Genomic DNA, 20,192 nt, shown 5'->3' on the forward strand with positions numbered 1-20,192 from the left:
GGTGGGGGATGAGACAGAAGCGCTCGTGTCAGCGCCCCTTGCCGAGGAAGTCCTTGATGGAGGCGTAGATGGCGTCCTTGTCCGCGATCTCGCTCAGCGCGACGTTGTTCGTGTCACCCACGGCCTCGCGCAGGTCCTTGATGAACTGCCCGCTGCCGTAGGGGGACTCCACCTGCCCGTAGGCGAACTGGTTCACCTGCGGGAGGATGTCGTTGCGGAGCATCTCAATGCACTGGCGCGTGTCGTCCGCGCTCCAGTTGTCCCCGTCGCTGAAGTGGAACGGGTAGATGTTCCACGCGCTCTTCGGGTAGTCCGCCTGGATGATGTCCCGGCACAGCTTGTACGCGCTGGAGATCATCGTCCCGCCGGACTCGCGGGTGTGGAAGAACGTGTCGCGGTCCACCTCGCGGGCCACCGCGTCGTGGATGATGTAGCGCGACTCCAGCCCCTTGTACTGGTGCTTGAGCCACGTATCGAGCCAGAAGCTCTCGATGCGGACGATCTCCTTCTGCTCGTCCCCCATCGAGCCGGACACGTCCATCATGTAGATGATGACCGCGTTCGTCTCTGGCAGCTCCTGCAGCTTGTAGCTGCGGTAGCGCCGGTCCTCGCGCGTGGGGATGATGACCGGCATCTTCGGGTCGTAGGTGCCGGTGGCGATTTGACGCTTCAGGGCCTGCTTGAAGGTGCGCTTGAAGTGGCGCAGGGACTCCGGGCCCGTGGTGTTCACGCCCGTGTACTTCACCTTCTGCGTGACGATGCGCTCGTTCTGCCGCCGCTCAATCCGCGGCAACTGGAGCTCCTCGCCAAGAATCTGCGCCAGCTCCTCCAGCGTGACGTCCACCTCCAGGGCGTGGTCGCCTTCGCCCTGGCCGGCCTGGTGCCCGTCCCCGGGCTCCACCGCCCCGGGGCCGAGCTGCTGGCCGACGTCACCGTCACCCTGTCCAACGCCGCCCTGCTCCTTGTGGCCGTACTTGAAGCGCGGGATGTCGATGAAGGGGATGGGGATGCTGATGGCATCCTTGCCCTTCTTGCCCAGCATCTCGCCCTTCTGCACGTACTTGCGCAGGTTGGCTTTGATCTTCCCGCGGACGATCTGTTTGAAGCGGGAGTGGTCCTGGTGGATCTTCAAGGTCACGGTGTCACGTCCCTCTTGGGCAAAGTCGCTAGGCGTTACTCCTTGGCGTCACCGCGGGCGAAGATGCTGGCCACGAAGTTCAGCACGTCCGTGGAGCAGATCTCGCAGTACCCGTAGTTCTTCATCATCCGGTCCTTCACCAGGTCGATCTTCTCCTGGGTCTCCTTGTCCACGACGGACGACACCAGGTTCTTGAGCTTGATGCTGTCCTTCTGGTCCTCGAACAGCTTCAGCTCCAGCGCCTTGTGCAGCCGCTCGTTGGTCCGGTAGTTGAAGGTCTTGCCCTCCACGGCGAGCGCGCCGATGTAGTTCATGATCTCCCCGCGGAAGTCGTCCTTGCGGCTCTCCGGGATGTCGATCTTCTCTTCAATCGACCGCATCAAGCGCTCGTCCGGCACCTCGTAGATGCCGGTGTACTTGTTGCGGACCTTCTCCTTCTGGGTGAAGGCCTTGATGTTGTCGATGTAGTTGCCGCACAGCTTGCCGATGGCGTCCTCGTCGGCGCTGATGGCGCGCTGGACCTCGTTCTTGACGATGTCCTCGTACTCCTGCTTCACCGTGGTGAGCAGCTCCTTCATCCGCTTGCGCGCGTCCTCGGTGTTGATGAGGGAGTGTGTCTTCAAGCCGGCTTCCAGCTCGTTGAGCACCATGAAGGGGTTGATGCAGCCCTCGCCCTTGTCGCTCACCAGGGCGTTGGAGATTTTATCCTGGATGTAGCGGGCGCTGATGCCCTCCAGGCCCTCGCGCACGGACTCCTTGCGCAGCTCCTTGATGTTGTCCTCGGTGAAGTTGGGGAGCGTCTTGCCGTTGTAGAGCTTGAGCTTCTGCAGGAGCGACAGGTTGTGCTTCTTGGGCTCCTCCAGGCGCGTGAGGACGGCCCACATGGCGGCCATCTCCAGCGTGTGCGGGGCGATGTGCTTGCCCTTGATGGCGCGGGAGTTGAAGTCCTTCTCGTAGATCTTCACCTCCTCCGCGAGCTTGGTGATGTACGGGATGTCAATCTTCACCGTACGGTCGCGCAAGGCCTCCATGAACTCGTTGTTCTCGAGCTTCTTGTACTCGGGCTCGTTGGTGTGCCCGATGATGACCTCGTCGATGTCCGTCTGCGGGAACTTCTTCGGCTTGATCTTGTGCTCCTGCGACGCGCCGAGCAGGTCGTAGAGGAACGCGACGTCCAGCTTGAGCACTTCCACGAATTCAATGACGCCGCGGTTGGCGATGTTGAACTCGCCGTCGAAGTTGAAGGCGCGCGGGTCGGAGTCCGAGCCGTACTCGGCGATCTTCCGGTAGTTGATGTCGCCGGTGAGCTCGGTGGAGTCCTGGTTCTTCTCATCCTTGGGCTGGAACGTGCCAATGCCCACGCGGTCCTTCTCACTGAAGATGAGCCGGTTGACGTGCACGTGGCCCATGACCTTGGCGAAGTCACCGCCGTACTGGGTCATCAGCTCCTTGAAGACGAAGCGGCACGCGGGGCACAGCTCGCAGCCGTTGGGGATGGTGTAGCCGGACTCCGGCGGGGACAGCTCGGAGAAGACCTTGTCGCGCCACTCCCGCGGGATGAGGTTGAGCGGCTCCTCGTTCATCGGGCACTTCATCTTCTCCTTCGTCACCGTGCCGTCAGGCTGCTTCTTGTCGGTGAGCCAGGAGAAGGTGTAGGCGGCGCCCTCCGGCGTCTTGGAGTACTCCTCCATGCCCTTCTTGAGCAGGCGGGCGATGGTGGACTTGGACGAACCCACGGGCCCGTGCAGGAGGATGACGCGCTTCTCCGTGCCGTAGCCCTGGGCGGCGGACTTGAAGACGTTCACCAGCTTCATCAGCGGCACGTCCAGGCCGAAGATGGCGTCCCGGCCGCCGAAGCGCTCGTCACTGAAGAAGTGGTAGCGGGTGAGCTTCTTCTTGTTGTCGATGTACTCCGACTTCCCGTGGCTGAGGATCATGTCGTAGATCCTCTGGAAGGCGGTGCGGGTGACCTTGGGGTTCTTGCGGACGATTTCGAGGTAGTCCTCGAAAGAGCCCTCCCAGTTGAGTTCCGCGTAGGTCTTCACATCCTGGAACGCGGCGATTCTGGAGACCCACGAGCCCTTCTCAGCGTCCTTCATGTCTCTCCCTCGTAGCCTCACAGGAGGACGCGAAAACTCGCGTGCTTCCGGGGGGCCAACATGGTGAACCTGGAGGGCTGGAAGGCCATTCCACACCCACTCCGAAGAGGTCCCAGGCGACGACAATCGCGATGCTTCAGCCCCTTCGGGACCCCGCCGCGGAGTGGGACCGCGCGTTCGGCTCGTGTCGGAGGGGAGCCGCCCTCCTCCACGGGGTGAAAAGGCACTTCGATTATAAGGACCAGGACGCGCGCTGGGAGGAGCCCCCCCGGTGCGATGTGTCCGGTCCCACCTCACCCAAGCGCGTACTTCCCGACGCTTGGGCTTCCGCTGGAGGACATCCCGTCCGGGCAGGCCCTCCCTGTGGGGCGGCGTCCGTGTCCGCTCCACATGTCGGCGTGGCGGCCGGCGCACCGGTTCCGTCCCGCCCAGAAGGGTGCGTAACGGCGCGAATCCCACGCTGCCCGTTGAAGTGATTCCGGAGGAGGCACAGGGCAGGCGGGCGGGCACCGGGCAGGTGGAAGGGACGCTGGCTTGGATTTGAGCCCTGCCTGCGTATCCTCGCGCCCTCCATGGTTCCCGCTTCGAGTCCCGCCGCCCTCGCTTCCCCTCCCTCCGCCGTGCCCGGTCTGACCGCGGTGCCCGCACCCCGGCCCGAGCCGTCCACCCGGTGGTTGGTGGGACTGCTGCTCCTGGCGGCGCTGCTCCCCCGGTTGGGGGTGTTCTTCATCAACGAGAACCTCTTCGGGGACGCGGTGGTGCGCACGGAGCTGGCGGAGCGCTGGCTGGCCGACCCCCACGTCATCACGTCCTACAAGGACGGCACGTACCAGTTCGGGCCCCTGCACCTGTACCTGGTGGGCGCGGTGCTGTCGGTGTTCGAGCGGGACGTGGCGGGCCGCCTGGTGAGCCTGCTGTTCGGGGTGGCGTCCGTGGTTCCGCTGTTCGCGCTGACGCGGCGGCTGTTCGGCTGGCGCGCGGGCGTGGCCGCGGGGCTGGCCTTCAGCGCGTGGGGCATGCACCTGCAGTTCTCCACCACCGCGGGCAGCGAGGCGGTGTCGCTCTTCTTCATGCTGGCGGTGTTCGCGCTGGTGGCGGAAGGGGTGGAGGAGAACCGCTTCCAGCCGCTGTTCTGGGGCGCGGTGCTGCTCAACTTCGCGTGCGCGCTCCGCTACGACGCGTGGATGTACATCCCGCTCATCACGGTGGCGCTGGTGTTCAGCAGCGAGGACCGGGTGGCGTCCCTGACGCGCGCGGTGGGCTTTGGCCTGGTGTGCCTGCCGTTCCCGCTGTTGTGGATGCAGGGCAACGAGCTGGCGCACGGCGACCCGTTCTTCCCCATCAAGGCGGTGGAGGACTTCCACAAGCAGTGGGTGGCCGACTCCGGTGGCGCGGGAGGCGCGCTGGGCTGGCGGCTGCAGCAACTGGGGTTCTGGCCCGCGGTGGCGCTCTTCACGCTGACGCCCGGCGTGGCGCTGCTGGGCGGGGTGGGCATGGTGCGCGCGTGGAAGAAGCACCCGGAGACGCGCTGGCTGGTGGTGATGGCGGTGCTGCCCGCGCTGTACTTCACCCTGCGCGCGGCGGTGCTCCTGAACTTCGTGCCCCTGGCGCGCTTCACGGTGACGCAGTTGGTGCTCCTGCCGGTGTTCATGGCGCCGGGCCTGGCGGCGCTGGTGGGCGACAAGGGCGCCTTCGCGCGCCGCGCGGTGGTGGGCGTGAGCGCGGTGCTGGCGGTGGTGATGCCGGTGGCGCTGGGCATCTACACGTTCCGCACCGAGGGCGGGCTGCATGACTCCCTGCGCCCGGTGAGCCCCACGTCCACGAACCCCGTGGCGGTGATGCAGGTGGCGCGCTACCTCAAGGAGGAGGTGGCGGCGAAGGGCGGCGCGGCGGCCATCGACGATGATCCGAGCTACATGGACCTGCAGGTGGCCTTCTTCTCCACGCTGCCGGAGATGCGCATGGCGCGCGTGCGCTGGGACACCTTCCGCCAGCGCATGGCGGACGCGCGGCCGGAGGTGCTGGTGCGCTTCGACGGCGGCAAGCTGGTGAAGGACCCCGGCGTGAAGCTGGACGGGCGCACGCTGACGCTCGACGGCGTGGCGTACCAGGAGCAGGACGGCTTCTCCGCGCCGCTGCACGTGTACCGGCGCCAGCCGTAGCCCGCCGTCAGGGACTCCCGGAGGCGCTGCTCAGCCCTCCGGGTCGTAGTCGTCGTCGTCGTAGCCGTCCTCGTCCTTGGGGCGGTGCGCGTCCAGCCAGCCCTGCAGGATGAACTGCGCGGCGAGCTGGTCGATGACCTCCCGCCGCTTCTCCCGGCGCACGTCCGCCTCCAGCAGGGTGCGCTGGGCGGCCACGGTGGACAGCCGCTCGTCCCACAGCTCCACGGGCAGTCCCAGGGCGCTTTCCAGCACCTGCGCGAACTTGCGCGAGGCCTCCGCGCGGGGCCCCTCCGTGCCGTTCATGTTGAGGGGCAGCCCCAGGACGAAGCGCGTCACCTCGTGCTCCTTCACCAGCCGGGACAGCTCCGCCAGGTCCCCCTTGAGCGACGTGCGCCGCACGGTGGTGACCGCCTGGGCGGTGAGCCCCAGTCCATCCGAGACGGCCACCCCGATGGTCTTGGTGCCGTAGTCGAGCCCGAAGGTGCGCATGGGCGCGGGACTCTAACCGCAATCCTCCGCCGCGGACCGACCCGTCCGTGGGTGGGGACGCGGCGGGAGGACCCCTCGGGCCAACCCCGCGTTTCGACTCGCCCCGCGCGCGGCCGTGCCCGGCACCGCCGCTGCAATGCCTGCCCGCGTCCGAAGAGACGGCGCGCGGCACCCGGCAGCACCCACTTCAACCCGTCGCGCGGGAGTATCGATGCTCGACATCCTGAAAGGCGTGGCGAACCTGCTGGGCGGCCCCATGGCCGCCGTGACCGACCTGGCGGGGGACGCCCTGGGGCTTCCCCCCGTCCTCACGAACTCCATCAAGACGGCCGCGGGGGTGATGAGCGGCAACGTGATGATGGCGGCCAGCGGCGCGCTGGGCGTGGCGGACGAGCTGAAGAAGAACCCGTCCGCGAAGACGGAGTACCGCACGTCCCAGGACGCGGCGAAGGCGGGCGCGGGCTACGCGAGCGCCGCTTCGCAGGCGGGAGGCAGCGCCGGAAGCCGCAGCCCGCTGGACCCCAAGCTGCTGGACTACGCGGACTCGCTGCGCACGCTGGAGGCGAACTTCGGCTACCTGGACCTGCTGGACGGCAAGAAGGACGGCTCGCTGTCGCGCGCGGACCTCCAGCGCATCTCGCAGGACACGAACGTGTCGCCGTCGCTCCGGGACGCGGCGAGGTTCCTCGTCGACAACCGGGCCTTCTTCGAACAGGTGGACACGGCGCAGAAGAGCCTCCTGATGCTGAAGGTGCCGGGCCTGAACGATGACCGCATCGAGCTGATGGGCCTCCAGCAGGAGTCCAGGCGGCTGGCCGCGGAGTTCGCGAAGTACGGGCGCCCGGAGCGGCCGGGCCGTCCGGCGCCTTCGCCCTCGGACTGCGCGCCCCCTCCGTCGGACTGCGCGCCGCCCAGGACCGGCGGGGGGGCCGGGCCGGGGCCGGGGAGCGGGGCGGGGCGCCCGGGCACCGGCGGCACGGGGCGGCCCGGCAGCGGCACGGGGAGCACGGACGGGGGCGTGTCGGGCCGTCCGGGCCATGGCGGAGGAGGCACCGGGGGCGCGGGGCGGCCGGGGGGTAGCGGGGGCTCGGGGGCGGTGGATCCGGACCTCCAGGAGTACGCCGACGCGCTCCAGGTGCTGGACGAGAACTGGGACACCTTCGACACGGCGAAGGGGACGAAGGACGGCAAGCTGACGATGGCGGACCTGGAGGCGGTGCTGGACAGCCCGGCGGCGTCCTCCACGCTCAAGCGCGCCGCGCAGTTCTTCACGGACCACCCGGAGTACTGGCACCGCCTGGAGATGGCGGCGAGCGGCGGCCGGGACGGCGTCACCAGTTGGCAGGACCTGGACGCGGAGCTGGGCTCGGTGGCGAAGCCGGCCGGCGGCGGCCGGAGCACGGGCGGCTCGCGGGCGCGCGACATCGTGGACAACCCGAACATGAGCATCGAGCAGAAGGTGCAGGCCCTGCTCATGGGCATCACCCAGGACACGGACGAGGAGCTGCTGGACGTGATGAACGAGATGGCCAGCGCCCGCGAGGAGCGCGCCGCGTTGGGCACCAGCCCGTCGGACAAGGCGCGCGGCGCGAAGCTGGACACGAGCATGCAGGAGCTGGAGCTGCGGCTTCAGACGCTGATGGAGAAGCGCAAGGCGATGTTCGACCTGATGAGCAACATGTCTTCGAAGTTCAACGAGATGGCGAAGACGGCCATCTCCAACCTGCGCAGCGCGTGAGGGCCGCCATGGGACGCATCATCAAGCACGAAGGCGGCGAGGGACGGACGATGGAGACCGGAACGGCGCGCAGGCTGAAGGCGTTCGCGCGGGGGGAGACGACCTGGGCGGAGGTGGAGGGGATGACCTTCGAGGAGGCGAAGGCCATCGCGCAGGTGGGCTGCGACCTGGCGGCGGCGGGCCGGCTGGAGGAGGCGCGCATCCTCTTCGAGGGGCTCGTGGAGGGGAACCCGAAGGACTCCGCGGCGCACGCGGCGCTGGGCACCGTGTACCAGAAGCTCGGGAGGGTGGAGGACGCGCTCACCGAGTACACGCACGCGCTGACCGGAGACCCGCGCAACCCCGTGGCGCTGACGGGCCGGGGCGAGCTGCACCTGCGCCGGGGCGAGCGGCAGGGCTTCACGGACATCGCCAACGCGGTGGAGGTCGACCCGCATGGCGAGACGTCCGCGGGGCGCCGCGCGAAGGCCCTGGTGAAGGCCATCACCCTGGTGGCGGTGGAGAAGCTGAAGGAGGGCGCTCCGCCGACGTGAGGCGCTGAGCGCGGAGACGTTTCAAGACGGATGTGCCACCGGACAGTTGGGGAGCGGTCCGGGGGCGGCCGGCCGGAGGGTGGGCCTGGATGGCGAGGGGGAGTGGAGTGGAGGCCCATCCACCGGCGGCTTCTTGAAGGCGGCGTCAGGGCGCGTCGAGCGCGGCGAGCCGTTCCCCGATGGGGGGATGGCTCATGCCCTTGAGCACGACCCAGCGGGGCGGCTCGGGGTCCATCTTGTTCACCCGGGCGGCCTTCACCAGCATGCGGCGGAAGGCGCCGGGGTCGCCGGTGAGGTTCAGGCCGTAGCGGTCCGCCTCGCGCTCGCGCTCGCGGGAGAGCGCGCCGGACGCGGGGGCCGCGAGCGTGATGAGCAGGAACACCACCAGCGAGACCAGCGGCAGGGTGCGGATGTCGCCCGCGCGCTGGACGCCCCACCAGCCCCGGCGGGCGGACAGGCGCAGCAGTTGGTCGATGAGGAGGAGCAGCGCCAGCACCGCGAGCGAGGAGACGATGCGGCCGGGCCAGCGGGGCTCGTTCACGTGGCCCGCCTCGTGCGCCACCGCGGCCAGGATTTCGTCCTCCGCGAGCTCACCCAGGATGACGTCGTTGAGGACGATGGTGCGCGTGGGGCCCTGGCCGGCGAAGTACGCCTGGATGCGCTTGGACTTCACGGACGTCTTCTCCACCACCACGTCGGAGAAGGTGATGTCCGCCTTGCGCATGAGTCCGGTGATGCGCGAGCGCAGCGGCCCTTCCTGCAAGGGCGTCTGGTCGTAGTAGAGGCGGGCGCGGTACGGGTCCAGGGCGGAGGACACCAGCATCAGCAGGGCCACGGGCACGCCCAGCACCAGCCACCACCGGCGCACGCGGCGGGCCAGGCCATACAGCCCGACCACGAGCGCTGTCAGGGCGATGGCGCCCACGAGGGTGCCCTTGAACCACATCCACGCGAAGGTCGCGGGCGTGTCGTTGGACAGGCCGTGCCGGTGCTCCAGCACGTAGAAGAAGTACACGTTCGCGGGGGCGTAGAGCAGTTGGGTGGCCAGGTCGATGAAGAGCGCGAAGAGCAGCGCGGCCCCCCAGCCGGGCTCGCCCCACAGCCGGTCCATGGCGCTGAAGAAGGCGCGGCTCACCGGGGCCCTGCGCAGCCTTCCGCCCCACCTGCGCTCCAGCGCCGCCGCCGCGGCCGTCGCCCCCCGGTACACGGGCCGCACGAGCACGGCCAGGATGAGCGCCGACAGGGCCAGCCGCACCAGCGGGTCCACCGCCGCCCGGATGTAATAGGGCTGGTGGTAGGCGTGGATGTCCGCGAGCTGCTCCGGGGTGAAGAGCGGTTCCATGGCCGGCGGGGGACGCTAGCGGCGCTTCGCGCCCGCGTTGGAGGCGGGCATGGGCACGGAGACCTCGTCCGAGTCCGTATCGGCGGAGTCCGCGTCCGCGAGCAGGAGCGTCTTCACCTTCTCCAGGCTCTGGCGGGTGCGGTCCACGAAGGCGTTCTGGGAACCGATGCGCTCGGCGGCCTCCAGCGTGCGCTCGTAGATGTTGATGGACTTGGTGAGCAGCACGCGGATCTTCTTGCGCAGCTCCTGGCGGTAGACCTCCGCCTCCTCGGCGTTGAGCTCCGGGGGCGTGGGCGAGTTCACCATGTGCTCGTAGAGGTTTTCGTACAGGGCGCCAATCTGCGCGCCCGCGGCGGTGGCCCAGTAGCCGTTGCCCACGCGGATGGAGCGCAGGTAGTGGCCCTGCGCGGACAACAGCAGCTCCGCCTTGTAGTTGAGGTCCTGCGCCAGCCCGTCGCTGCCCCGGCTGGCCTCCAGCTTCACCGCCTCGTAGTGCAGCCGGTAGATTTCGCCGACGAAGAAGTGCGCCTGGGCGGGGAAGTAGTCCTCCACCTCCGACTTGTCCGGCAGGGCGTCATACGCGGCCAGCGCCTTGCGCAGCGTGCCTTCCGCGTCGTCGGTGCGGCCGGCCTCCACCTGGCAGATGCCCTGCTGCACCTGGGCCTCGATGCGGCGGCCCGCGGGCAGGTCCTCGCGCGAGGCCAGCGTCGTCAGGAGCTTCACCGCCTCCTCGTAGCGCTCCAGGTGGTAGAACGTCTCCGCCACGCGGAAGGACGCGTCCAGCGCGTCGCCCTGGCCCTTCTGGGGCTCCGCCAGCTCGGAGAAGCGCCCGTAGGCGTCGTCCCACTCCTTGAGGCGCTGGTGCGCGAGGCCCGCGTTGTAGAGGGCCTGCCGCCGGTGCGGGCTGTTGGGGTGGAAGTCCGCGAGCCGGCCGAAGTAGCGCGCCGCCTGCTTGAAGTCGTTGGCGGCGAAGGCGGAGGTGCCGCCCGCGAAGAGCTCCTCGTCGTTGAGCTTGTCCAGCTCCAGGTCCGCCGTCACCGTGACGGGGTCGAACTCCACGACCTGCTTGTTCGCCGTGGCGTCCGGCTTCGCCGCCGCGCCCGTGGTGCGGCAGCCCGTGAGCGTCAGCCCCAGGCCCAACACGCCCGCCCACAGCCACCGCCGGGCGACTCCGGTTGCCTCCATCCGCTTCCTGCCGTGCATGCAGCTCGCTCCCATCCGGTGCGCCCACGTCACCCGGTACGGCCCCGGACATCGACACCCCGGAGACCCGCCAGGTTCCCGGAAGTGCTCCTCCGCGGTGCTCCCGGACTCCGCCAGTCTAATGCGGGCGGGCCGCCGGCGCCCTGCCACCCGGCATGAACGCCCCCATGCGCCGGAAATGCCCGGCGGCTCCACGGCGGGGGCGCGTCACGCGGGGTGGGGGAGGGCGCTCAGGCGAGGACGTCGTCGCCCAGGAGGTAGCGGCCGGTGCCCCACAGCGCGGTGAGGTCGTGCACGTCCAGCCCGAAGCGCGGCACCTGGATGAGGGGCGTTCCCGGACAGGCCTCGCGCAGTTGCGCCATGCCCTCCAGGTCCTGCTGCGCCAGCACCTGGAGCTCGCGCAGCGTCTCCTCCACCTTCGCGCGCCGGGTGGGCGTCAGCGTGGCCGCGTCCGCCCACTGCGCCTGGGTGGGCAGCGGGTGCACGCGGTTCACCACGATGGCCGTCATCTCCATGCGGTTCTGCTTGAGCAGCTTGTGGAAGTGGATGGCCTCGTCCAGACGCTCCGGGTTGGGGCTGGTCACCAGCACGAAGCCCGTCGTCTTGTCCTCCAGGAGCTCGCGCACGCCGCGGGCGCGCTCGCGGAAGCCCTCGTTCATGGAGGAGAGCGTCAGCATGAAGGAGGACAGCTCCTGGAGCATCTCCGTGCCGGTGAAGCGCGCCAGCGCGCGCGTCACGTAGCTGCCGCCCAGGTTGAAGAGGGACAGGCCCACCTTGCCCGCCTTCAGCGCGGGCGTGAGCAGCCACTTGGCCGCTTCGTTGTCCAGGAAGTCCAGCACCCGGTTGGGCGCGTCCAGGAAGTCCAGCGCGTGCGCGGTGGGCGGCGTGTCCAGCACCACCAGCTCGTAGTCCGTGCTGCGGCGCAGGTCCCAGACCTTCTCCATGGCGATGTATTCCTGGCTGCCCGCCAGGGCCGTGGAGAGGGACTGGTAGAAGCGGTTGGCGAAGATGCGCTCGCGCTGCTCCGGCGGGGCCACGCGGGTGATGAGGTCGTCCCAGGTGGCCTTCATGTCCAGCATCATCGCGTGCAGGGCCGCCCGGGGCTTCACGCCCAGGTTCTCCAGCACGGAGGCGGGCACCTCCGCCTCCTCGTTGCCCAGGCCGGACAGGCCCAGGGAGTTGGCCAGGCGCTTCGCCGGGTCGATGGTGCAGACGATGCTGGGCCGGCCATCCACCGCCGCGCGCAGCGCGAGCGTCGCCGCCACCGTCGTCTTGCCCACGCCGCCGGAGCCCACGCAGATGAGCACGCGCTTGTTCGCGAGCGCCGCTTGCAGCGCCGTCATGCTCCCGTGCCTCCCGTCACCATCGCGTTCAGGTGCCCCATCACCGTCTCCACCGCGTCCCGTCCGAAGCGCGGCACGAACAACCTGGGCACCGTGTACACCGGCGCGTGGAGGTTGCGCTCCAGCTTCGTGCCCGCGAGCACCGCCTGCGAGGCGCGGTCGTGGTGCGCCTGCGCCACGCGCATGAGCTCCGGGTGGCCCGCGAGCGCCTCCAGGTCGGCCTCCGTGAAGCGCTCGGGGAAGGCCTGGTTGAGCACCGCCGCGTGCGTGCGGATGTGCACCCGGTCCCGCAGCGCGCCGTGCAGCTCCAGCGCCTCGTTCACCGGCATCTCCTCCGGCAGCGCCACCAGCACCGCGGCGGTGACGGCGGGGTCCACCAGCAGGTCGCGCATCTTCATCGCCTCGCGCGTCATGGGGCCCGGCGGCACCGTCTGCAGCAGCACCTGCGGCACGCTCAGGAAGGAGATGGCGTGGCCGGTGGCGGGCGCGTCCAGCACCAGCGTGTCGTACTTCCAGCGGCCGTCCGGCAGCTTCTCCTGGAGGTGGAACATGATCTTGCCCAGGAGCACCAGCTCCTGGAGCGACGGGATGAAGCGCAGGAAGTAGCGCACCAGCCGGTTCTCGAAGACCGTCTTGTAGAGGGTCTCGAAGCGCAGGACCATCAGGCCGTACTCGCGCATGGCCTCCTGGGGGCGCACGTTCACCGCCCAGAGGTTCTCTTCCAGGAGCTTCACCTCCGGGCCCGCTTCGGGCAGCTCCAGGATGCGGCTGACGCGCTCCTGGGTGTTCACTTCACACACCAGGGTGCGCCGGCCAGCGCGCACCGAGGCCAGGGCCAGGGCGGCGGCGACGGTCGTCTTCCCCACGCCCCCCTTGCCAGAGACGATCCACAGGCGTTTGTCGAGCAGTCCGGCCATAAGAGGGCGCGCGAACCGTAGGGATGGGTTCCCGGAGAGTCAACGAGAGTCCACGAGCGGAAACCGCCATTGTTCCCCTGCTTGACACGTCGCGTTGGCCCCTCCCAGAGTGCGGCGTCCTCTTCCTGACGTCCCGCCTGTCCCGAAGGCCATGTCGCCTGTCTCGCGGTGGGCCGGACCTGAACGGTTCCAAGACCATGCTCAAGAACAACCCGGTGATGAAGAAGCTCGTGGAGACGGGCGAGGAGCGCGTGGGCAAGCTCGCGCAGCAGTTGCTCTCCAACGAGAAGTTCGTGGCGGCGGTGCAGACGCTGGTGTCCCGCTCGCTGGCGGCGAAGGGGACGCTGGACACGGCGCTGCGCACGGCGCTGTCCGCCATGAACCTGCCGTCCACGGCGGACCTGGAGCAACTGCGCTCGAAGGTGGACGACCTGGAGAAGCTGCTCGCGTCCGTCGAGGGCAAGGTGGACACGCTGGTGTCGAACACGTCCTCGAAGAAGAAGGGGTAGGGCGCGGCACGCCCTCAATGGCCATGCGGCGCATCGCGTTCATCAACGAGAAGGGCGGCACCTGCAAGACGACGCTCGCGGTGAACACCGCCGCGTGGCTCGCGCTGGAGCAGCGCCGCCGCGTGCTGCTGGTGGACCTGGACACGCAGGGCCACGCGGGCAAGTCACTGGGCGTGGACGTGCGCACGCTGCCGCGCAACGTCTTCCACCTGCTCACCGACGCGCAGGTGTCCCTGTCTTCCGTGGTGCGACAGACGGGCGTGAGCGGGCTGGACGTGGTGCCCGCGTACAAGGAGATGGCGGACTTCCCGGTGGTGGTGGCGCAGGACCCGCGGCGCGCGCACCGGCTGGCGGACCGCATGCGGGAGGCGCAAGACGCGGGCTACGACGTGGTGCTCTTCGACGCGCCTCCGTCCATGGGGCTCACCACGCGCAACATCCTGGTGGCGGCCACGGAGGTGGTGGTGCCGGTGGCGCTGACGTACCTGGCGCTGGACGGGTGCGCGGAGCTGGCGGAGACGGTGCGCCAGGTGGGCGAGGCGGAGGGGCGCGCGGACCTGCGCGTCACCAAGGTGGTGCCCACGCTGTACCGCAAGACGGCGCTGGCCACGGCCATCCTGGAGCGCCTGGGGGCGTACTTCCCGGACGCGCTCGCCGCCACGCCGCTGGGCTACAGCGTCAAGGTGGACGAGGCGCAGAGCCACGGGAAGACCATCTGGGAGTACGCGCCCCAGAGCCCCGGGGCGCGGATGCTCGCGGCCATCGCGGCGGAGATCCACGGCGGGGCGCCTCCGGCGAAGCGGAAGCGGGCCCGGCCGAAGGTGGCCTGAGGCGCCTTGCGCCCGCTTCCCCGCGGGCGCCACGGCGTCCAGGCCTGGGGTGCTTCAGGACGCGCTCGCGTCCTTCTTGTCGCCCTTCTCCACGGCGTCGAGCTTCTTCTCCAGCTCCTCCAGCCGCTGCGTGAGCGCCTGCATGTCGCGGCCCAGGGCGGGGAGGTTGCCGGTGAGGTTCTCCACCACCTGCTTCACGCGCTCGTCGATGCGGCGCTGGAAGTCCTCGAAGGCGCGCTGGCTGGCCTTGAGCAGCTCCGCCGGGTTGAGGCTCGCGGCGTTGCCTTCGGCCTGGGGCGCGGCGGGCGCGGCGGCGGGGGCCTCCGGAGCGGCCTCCTGCGGGCTGCCGTCCTCGCGGCGCAGCAGCTTGTCCAGCCGCTGCTCGGCCTCCTCGCGGATGGAGGCCACGCGCGGCGAGACCTCCTTCTGGATGAACCCGGAGATGGACTCGCCGGGGTGGCGGATGATCTCCCGCAGCACCGACAGCGGCATCTGGTTCTTCTTCTTCTCCTCCTCGAAGATGATCTGCGCGAGGGTGACGGAGGTCAGGTCCTCCTTCGTGCGGTTGTCGACAATCCGCACCTCGGTGCCCTCCTTGATCATCGCGGCGATCTCATCGAGCGTGACGTACCGGCTCTCCACGGTGTCGTAGAGCTTCCGGTTCGTGTAGCGCTTGATGATCTTCGGCTCCTTGGTGGTGCTGGGAGCGTTTGCTTGCTCGGCCTCGCTCATGTCTGTCGTCTCCGACCCCGGCTGCGCCTTGGCATTTACTGGTTTACTTCTCAATTTCCAAAGGGGCGAACCTCGTATCAAAGGGGTTGGAAGCGAGCAAGTTACCCGGGTCCGACTCGCCGTGGTTGCCGGGTGGGCCTATGCTCTGAGTCCCCCCGACCCGACCCCATGATCGTCCAGTGCGAACAGTGCCAGACGCGGTTCAAGATCCCCGACGAGAAGGTGACGGAAAAAGGGGTCAAGGTCCGCTGTACCAAATGCCAGAACACCTTTCGGGTCGCGCGTGAGCCCGCGCCGGCCCTGAGCGCCCCCCCGCCCGCCGGCCCTCCGCCCGAGCAGGCGGACCCGTTCCAGGCGTTCGGAGCGGCGCCGGAGCCCACCGGGGAGGTCACCCGGCCGGGGGCCGCGTACTACGCGCCCGGCGCACCCGCGGTGAAGTCCCAGGTCCAGTCCTGGGGTGACGTGGATGTGGACATCGACGTGGACGCCCCGCAAGCGGCCTCCGTCCGGGCCCCCGCCACGCCGGGCGCCGCCGGGGCGATGATGCCGTTCGACCCGCCCACGCCGGTTCCGGGCGTCGCGTCCCGGCGTCAGGCGGCCCCGCCGCCACCCCCGAATCCGGTCGTGCCGGACCTGGATGACCCGTTCGCGGACTTCATGCTGGATGCTCCAGCGGCGGCCTCCCAGCCGCCCGTGGCTGCTCCTCCGGTAGCGGCTCCCCGCCCGATGCCTCCAGGGGCCTTCGCGCCTCCCGCCGCCCGGGCCGCGCCTCCGGGGGCGTTCGCGGTGGGGAACGCAGGGGCGGCCCGTCCGGCGGCCGTGGCTCCGGGCGGACCCCCGGGGGTGTTCGCGGCGGAGGCCGCGCCCGTGGCGCCCAGGGGACCGTTCCCTCCCGGGGCGGTGGCTCCTCCGCCTCCCGGGGGCTCCCCGTCCGCCGCTCCGGGGCGTGCGGCCATGCCTCCGGGGCCTGGTGCCTTCCCGGCCGGCGGACCGGCACCGTCGGGCGCCGCGCCCTCGCGTGCCGCCATGCCTCCGGCGGGAGCCCCCGTCGCGCGCATGCCCCTGGCCTCGGTCCCCGCCAGGGCGTCACGTCCCGGGGCCGCGCCCGCAGCCTCGCCGGGGCTTGCCGCCGCCGGTTCGACGGACTTCGCGGCGGATCCGCTCTTCGACTTCCCCATCGACGCTCCGGCGGCCCCGGACGCGGCGTCCCTGCGCCATGCCGCGAACGTCGCCGCGGCGCCCTCCCCGAGCGGCGCCACGGCGGTGGGGCCGATGACGCCCCCTCCGGGCTTCGAGAGCGAGGACCCGTTCGCGTCCATCGACGTGGCGGCTGCGGCCCCGGACCTGTCCGCCGCGCCCGAGCACACCTCAGAGGCCACCCACGTCGGCCCGGAGCCGATGGGCGACCTGTTCGACTTCTCCGGCGCGGGGGCTTCCGGTGAGGAGGGCGTGGCCGCCTCCGACACCGGCCGCGCCGCGCTGCTGGGGGACGTGCCCGCCGAGGCGGGCGCGGAGGAGCCCGGCGGCATCTCGCTCTTGAGCGACGTGCCGGCGTACGACGACGGCGACCCGTTCAAGATCACCACGCCCCGCCGGGAGGTGGTGGACCTGGCCAGCATGCGCTCCGGCCCGGCCGTCACCGTGGCCAAGCCCTCCGCCCGCATCGAGGACGTGGGCATGCCCCAGCGCCGGATGCCCGGCCGCGCGCGGAAGCTGACGGGGCTGGTGCTCAACCTCGCCATCGCGACCGTGCTGGTGGTGGCGCTGGGCGCGCTGGGCGCGCTGTACCTGCGCGACGGCAAGGTGGACCCCTCCACGCTGTCCCCGGACCGCCTGCGCACGCTGGTGATGCCCGCGTCCCGCCCGTTCGTCGCGAGCGACGTGTCCAACGGCCTCTACGAGACGCGCGACGGACGCATGCTCTTCGTCGTGCGCGGAGAGGCGGAGAACCGCACCGGCGCCGCCGCGGCCGTGCGCGTGCGCGCCGCCCTCTTCGACGGCGACCAGCGGGTGCGCTCCACGGAGGGGCTGGCGGGCGCGCTGGCCACGCCGGAGGAGCTCCACGCCGTCACCACCCGCGAGGCCGCCACCGCGCTCCGTCAGCGCATGGACGCGGCGTCCCTCCCGGTGCCGCCGGGCGGCAAGGTGCCCTTCCTGGTGCTGTTCCAGGAGTTCCCCACGGACCTCACCGGCCACCGGCTGGAGGTGACGCTGGAGCCCATCCCCTCCGAGCCCACCGCGGACCGCACGGGAGGCTGAGAGTCGCCATGTCCACGCTGGAGGAGGCCCGCGCGCTCGCGCGCAACCTGCACGCCCTGGGCGGAGGCGCCACCGTGCGCCGCAAGGCCGCCGCGCGTGAGCTGGCCCGGCGTGAGCCGTTCGACACGAACGAGCTCATCGGCCACCTGCTGTCCCTGTCCCGCGCGGGGCAGGCCCCCGCCACCTGCGTGCTGTCGGACTTCCTGGCCGCGTTGGACCAGGAGGCCGAGCACATCCCCCACGTGGAGGCGCTGCGGCGCATGGCCCACGTGCAGTCGCTGGAGGCGGTGGCGGACCTCTTCGCCCAGGGCCCCGCGCGCAAGGAGCTGGACGCGGACGCCGCCGCCCGCGCGGACGCGCAGGCCGCCAACCAGTCGCTGGGCCACCTGAAGCAGCAGGCCCGCCTCACGCGCGACCCGGACGTGCTGTCGCGCCTGGCCACCGTCAGCAACCCGGCCGTGCTGCGCAACGTGCTCATCAACCCGCGCCTCACGGAGGACCTGGTGGTGCGCATCGCGGCGCGCAGGCCCGCGCGTCCGGAGCCGCTCGTCGAAATCTGGAAGTCGCCGCGCTGGTCCGTGCGCCACAAGGTGCGCCGCGCGCTGGCCTTCAACCCGTACCTGCCGCCGGAGGTGGGCGCGAAGCTGGTTCCGCTGCTGTCCACCGCGGACCTGCGCGAGCTGGTGGAGGACACGGGGCTGCTCCCCGCCCTGAGGCAGCAGGCCGCGCGCCTGCTGCTGGCGCCAGCGCCCGGCAGCCCGCCCGGTCCGCTGGTGCTTCCGACGGGGGAGGAGTTCTAGGAGCGGCGGTCCTTGGGGGCGCCGTCGGTGTAGTCCGCGTCGGTGGTGCCCCGGCGCGAGTGGGGCAGGTGCTTCACGTCCACCAGGTCGTCGCCGCGCGACGCCTTGCGGAACGAGTAGACGAACTTGCCCACCGCGTTGCCCAACTGCCCCATCCGGGCGGCCGAGAAGACCACCAGCAGGATGAAGCCGAGGACGATGAACTCTCCGAGGCCCAGCATGCGCCGGACACTGCAATAAACCCACCCCCGAGGCAAGTCGCGCGGCCGCGTCCGCCCCATGACGCCCTCGCCACGCCGGCGCTGCCCGTGGGGGGCGTTTGAGCGCACACTGCGCGCCCATGCTCCTGCTCGCTCACCGTGGTGCCAGCGCAGACGCTCCCGAGAACACCCTGGAGGCCTTCGCGGAGGCCGTGCGCCAGGGGGCTGACGGCGTGGAGCTGGACGCCATGGTGTGCGGCTCCGGCGAGGTGGTGGTGTGCCACGACGAGCGCCTGGAGCGCCTGGCGGGGCAGCCCTGGGAGGTGCGCGCCACGCCCTGGTGGAAGCTGTCCCGCGCGGACGTGGGCACGCGCCTGGGCTTCGCCCCCGCGCGCATCCCGCTCCTGGAGGAGGTGCTGGACGCGCTGCCGGAGCACTTCCTGGTCAACATCGAGCTGAAGTGCGACCGCTTCGACGACGGCGGCCTGGCGGCGGGCGTGGCGAGGCTCTTGCGCGAGCGCGACCTGGCGGGCCGCGTGGTGGTGTCCAGCTTCAACCCGCTGTGCCTCTTCCGGCTGGCGGCGGTGGCGCCCACGCTGCGCCGGGGCTTCCTCATCGACCCGGACAAGCCCTGGGCGCTGCAGGCGTACGGGCTGAGCCCGCTGGTGTCCTCGCACTCGGTGCACCCCTTCCACGAGGCGTGCACGCCGGAGCGCGTGGCGGCGTGGAACGACGCCGGCCTGCGCGTGGCGGCGTGGACGGTGGACGACCCCCGGCGCGCCCGCGAGCTGCGGGACATGGGGGTGTCCTACCTCATCACCAACCGCCCGGGCCGCATCCGCGAGGCCCTGCGCTGACTAGAAGTCCAGGCCCAGCGTGGTGTTGAAGGCGAAGACGGAGGGCAGGTCGCGGCTGCCGGCGCCCTCCTGGTCGAAGCTGCCCAGGTTGGTGAGGGAGACCTCCGCGCCCAACTGGAGCACGCCGCCAATGAAGCGCGCGCCCGCGTAGAAGCGCGGGGTGAGGTTGTCGCCCGCGTTCACCCGCGAGTACGGCGCGGAGTTGGTCAGCGCGTCGCGCGAGTCGTTGCCCGCCGTGTCCGCCGGGGTGCGGCTGGGGTCGAAGTCCAGCGTGCGCGTGGTGGCGCTGACGAAGTTCAGGTCCAGGCCGCCGTAGGGCGTGAGCGTCACCATGCCGCCCAGGGGGAACTGCTTGCCCACGCCGATGTCCAGGCCCGTGGTGGCCAGGTCCAGGTTGTGCGCGCCGAACAGCTTCGTCACGTGCAGGCGCAGGCCCACGTCCGGCAGGTACGTGAAGCCCTCGTTGACGGCCCACTTCAGCTCGCCCGTGGCCGTCACCATGCCGCTCTTCTCGATCCAGCCCACGCGCCCGCCCAGCTCCAGCGAGAAGGGCAGGCCCTTGCGCACGTGCAGGGAGGGCACCAGCACGGAGCCGGGCTGCTCGGCCTCCGTGGGCAGCGCCACGTCCTCCGGGAGCGACACGACGGACAGCTCCGCGTTGAACGCGAAGCCCGAGTGGCCCGTGGTGCGCGGGGGCATCAGGTTCGCGGACGTCATCACCGCGCCGAACGTGCGCGCGAAGGAGCGGAAGTCCGCGCTGGCTTCGGCGAACTCCGTGTTGGTGATGACGGCAGTGGCGCCCCGGCGCTCGACGCCGAAGCGGGAAATGACCAGGTCGTTGTCGTCCGCATGGGCCGCGGCCCCTGACAGCGCCGTCGCAAGCACCAGCCACCGACTGAACGTCCGCATGGGGGAATCACGCCTCCGGGACGCATGCCGGCCAAGCGGGCGCCCACCTCCGGCGGACCCTAAATCGGCCCTCGATGAAGCGTCAACAAAACGGGCGGCCCTCCTCCAGGGAAACGCTCCCCGGTGCGAGGG

General features: G+C 70.5%; 18 protein-coding genes. 8 read left to right on the forward strand and 10 right to left on the reverse strand.

The features are described from left to right. Positions 1–28: 28 nt before the first annotated feature. Together K8612_RS01130 and K8612_RS01135 are read right to left on the reverse strand one after the other, a co-directional pair. Positions 29–1,138, reverse strand: coding sequence for a DUF444 family protein (locus K8612_RS01130; RefSeq protein WP_120549429.1), 1,110 nt, complete (start codon positions 1,136–1,138; stop codon positions 29–31). 35 nt (positions 1,139–1,173) lie between these two features. Then, entirely contained in the window at positions 1,174–3,237 is a 2,064-nt protein-coding gene (locus K8612_RS01135) for a PrkA family serine protein kinase (protein ID WP_014399123.1), read from the reverse strand. 572 nt (positions 3,238–3,809) lie between these two features. Between K8612_RS01135 and K8612_RS01140 the strand changes: the two genes are divergently transcribed. Next, complete coding sequence (locus K8612_RS01140; RefSeq protein ID WP_223760975.1) at positions 3,810–5,399, forward strand: glycosyltransferase family 39 protein; 1,590 nt, start codon at positions 3,810–3,812, stop codon at positions 5,397–5,399. A gap of 30 nt (positions 5,400–5,429) precedes the next feature. Here the strand turns inward: K8612_RS01140 and ruvX are convergent, their stop codons facing one another. Beyond that, positions 5,430–5,888, reverse strand: a complete 459-nt coding sequence (ruvX, locus tag K8612_RS01145) for a Holliday junction resolvase RuvX (protein ID WP_223740054.1) — start codon at positions 5,886–5,888, stop codon at positions 5,430–5,432. 211 nt (positions 5,889–6,099) lie between these two features. Between ruvX and K8612_RS01150 the strand changes: the two genes are divergently transcribed. Both K8612_RS01150 and K8612_RS01155 read left to right on the forward strand, forming a co-directional pair. After that, the gene (locus K8612_RS01150; RefSeq protein WP_223760976.1) at positions 6,100–7,626 is read left to right on the forward strand and encodes a hypothetical protein; all 1,527 of its coding nucleotides are present in this window, start codon (positions 6,100–6,102) and stop codon (positions 7,624–7,626) included. A gap of 8 nt (positions 7,627–7,634) precedes the next feature. Further along, a complete protein-coding gene (locus K8612_RS01155) occupies positions 7,635–8,159 on the forward strand; it encodes a tetratricopeptide repeat protein (protein ID WP_206789669.1) in 525 nt (174 codons plus the stop codon). A 145-nt stretch (positions 8,160–8,304) separates the two neighbouring features. Here the strand turns inward: K8612_RS01155 and K8612_RS01160 are convergent, their stop codons facing one another. The 4 genes from K8612_RS01160 to K8612_RS01175 form a co-directional block, all read right to left on the reverse strand. Next, positions 8,305–9,501, reverse strand: a complete 1,197-nt coding sequence (locus K8612_RS01160) for a M48 family metalloprotease (RefSeq protein WP_223760977.1) — start codon at positions 9,499–9,501, stop codon at positions 8,305–8,307. 15 nt (positions 9,502–9,516) lie between these two features. Beyond that, positions 9,517–10,686 (reverse strand): tetratricopeptide repeat protein, encoded by a 1,170-nt coding sequence (locus K8612_RS01165; RefSeq protein ID WP_223760978.1) that lies wholly within the window; start codon positions 10,684–10,686, stop codon positions 9,517–9,519. Positions 10,687–10,934: 248 nt separating this feature from the next. Then, positions 10,935–12,047, reverse strand: a complete 1,113-nt coding sequence (locus tag K8612_RS01170; protein ID WP_223760979.1) for an ArsA family ATPase — start codon at positions 12,045–12,047, stop codon at positions 10,935–10,937. Then, on the reverse strand, positions 12,044–12,964 hold the full coding sequence (locus tag K8612_RS01175; protein WP_223740049.1) for an ArsA family ATPase: 921 nt from the start codon (positions 12,962–12,964) through the stop codon (positions 12,044–12,046). Before K8612_RS01175 ends, K8612_RS01170 begins: the two co-directional genes overlap by 4 nt. A gap of 197 nt (positions 12,965–13,161) precedes the next feature. Between K8612_RS01175 and K8612_RS01180 the strand changes: the two genes are divergently transcribed. Both K8612_RS01180 and K8612_RS01185 read left to right on the forward strand, forming a co-directional pair. Continuing rightward, complete coding sequence (locus K8612_RS01180; RefSeq protein ID WP_223740048.1) at positions 13,162–13,473, forward strand: hypothetical protein; 312 nt, start codon at positions 13,162–13,164, stop codon at positions 13,471–13,473. A 23-nt stretch (positions 13,474–13,496) separates the two neighbouring features. After that, entirely contained in the window at positions 13,497–14,303 is an 807-nt protein-coding gene (locus K8612_RS01185; protein ID WP_223740047.1) for a ParA family protein, read from the forward strand. 54 nt (positions 14,304–14,357) lie between these two features. Here the strand turns inward: K8612_RS01185 and K8612_RS01190 are convergent, their stop codons facing one another. Next, positions 14,358–15,035, reverse strand: a complete 678-nt coding sequence (locus tag K8612_RS01190) for a polyhydroxyalkanoate synthesis regulator DNA-binding domain-containing protein (protein WP_223740046.1) — start codon at positions 15,033–15,035, stop codon at positions 14,358–14,360. A gap of 168 nt (positions 15,036–15,203) precedes the next feature. Here K8612_RS01190 and K8612_RS39125 point away from each other — a divergent pair, with 168 nt between their 5' ends. After that, positions 15,204–17,294 carry a zinc-ribbon domain-containing protein gene (locus K8612_RS39125; RefSeq protein ID WP_306799590.1) on the forward strand — a complete coding sequence of 697 codons (2,091 nt, stop codon included), beginning with the start codon at positions 15,204–15,206 and terminating at the stop codon, positions 17,292–17,294. A gap of 8 nt (positions 17,295–17,302) precedes the next feature. Then, the gene (locus K8612_RS01200; protein ID WP_223740045.1) at positions 17,303–18,094 is read left to right on the forward strand and encodes a hypothetical protein; all 792 of its coding nucleotides are present in this window, start codon (positions 17,303–17,305) and stop codon (positions 18,092–18,094) included. Here K8612_RS01200 and K8612_RS01205 read toward each other — a convergent pair. Next, positions 18,091–18,315 (reverse strand): twin-arginine translocase TatA/TatE family subunit, encoded by a 225-nt coding sequence (locus K8612_RS01205; protein WP_223740044.1) that lies wholly within the window; start codon positions 18,313–18,315, stop codon positions 18,091–18,093. The two genes, K8612_RS01200 and K8612_RS01205, sit on opposite strands and share 4 nt — an antisense overlap. Before the next feature lie 119 nt (positions 18,316–18,434). On the opposite strand from K8612_RS01205, the gene K8612_RS01210 reads away from it, so the two are divergent. After that, a complete protein-coding gene (locus K8612_RS01210) occupies positions 18,435–19,151 on the forward strand; it encodes a glycerophosphodiester phosphodiesterase family protein (protein ID WP_223760980.1) in 717 nt (238 codons plus the stop codon). On the opposite strand, the gene K8612_RS01215 is transcribed toward K8612_RS01210, so the two are convergent. Next, complete coding sequence (locus K8612_RS01215; RefSeq protein ID WP_223740042.1) at positions 19,152–20,060, reverse strand: hypothetical protein; 909 nt, start codon at positions 20,058–20,060, stop codon at positions 19,152–19,154. Positions 20,061–20,192: the final 132 nt, after the last annotated feature.

It is taken from the genome of Corallococcus sp. AS-1-6 (genome assembly GCF_020037015.1).
Lineage (GTDB): Bacteria > Myxococcota > Myxococcia > Myxococcales > Myxococcaceae > Corallococcus.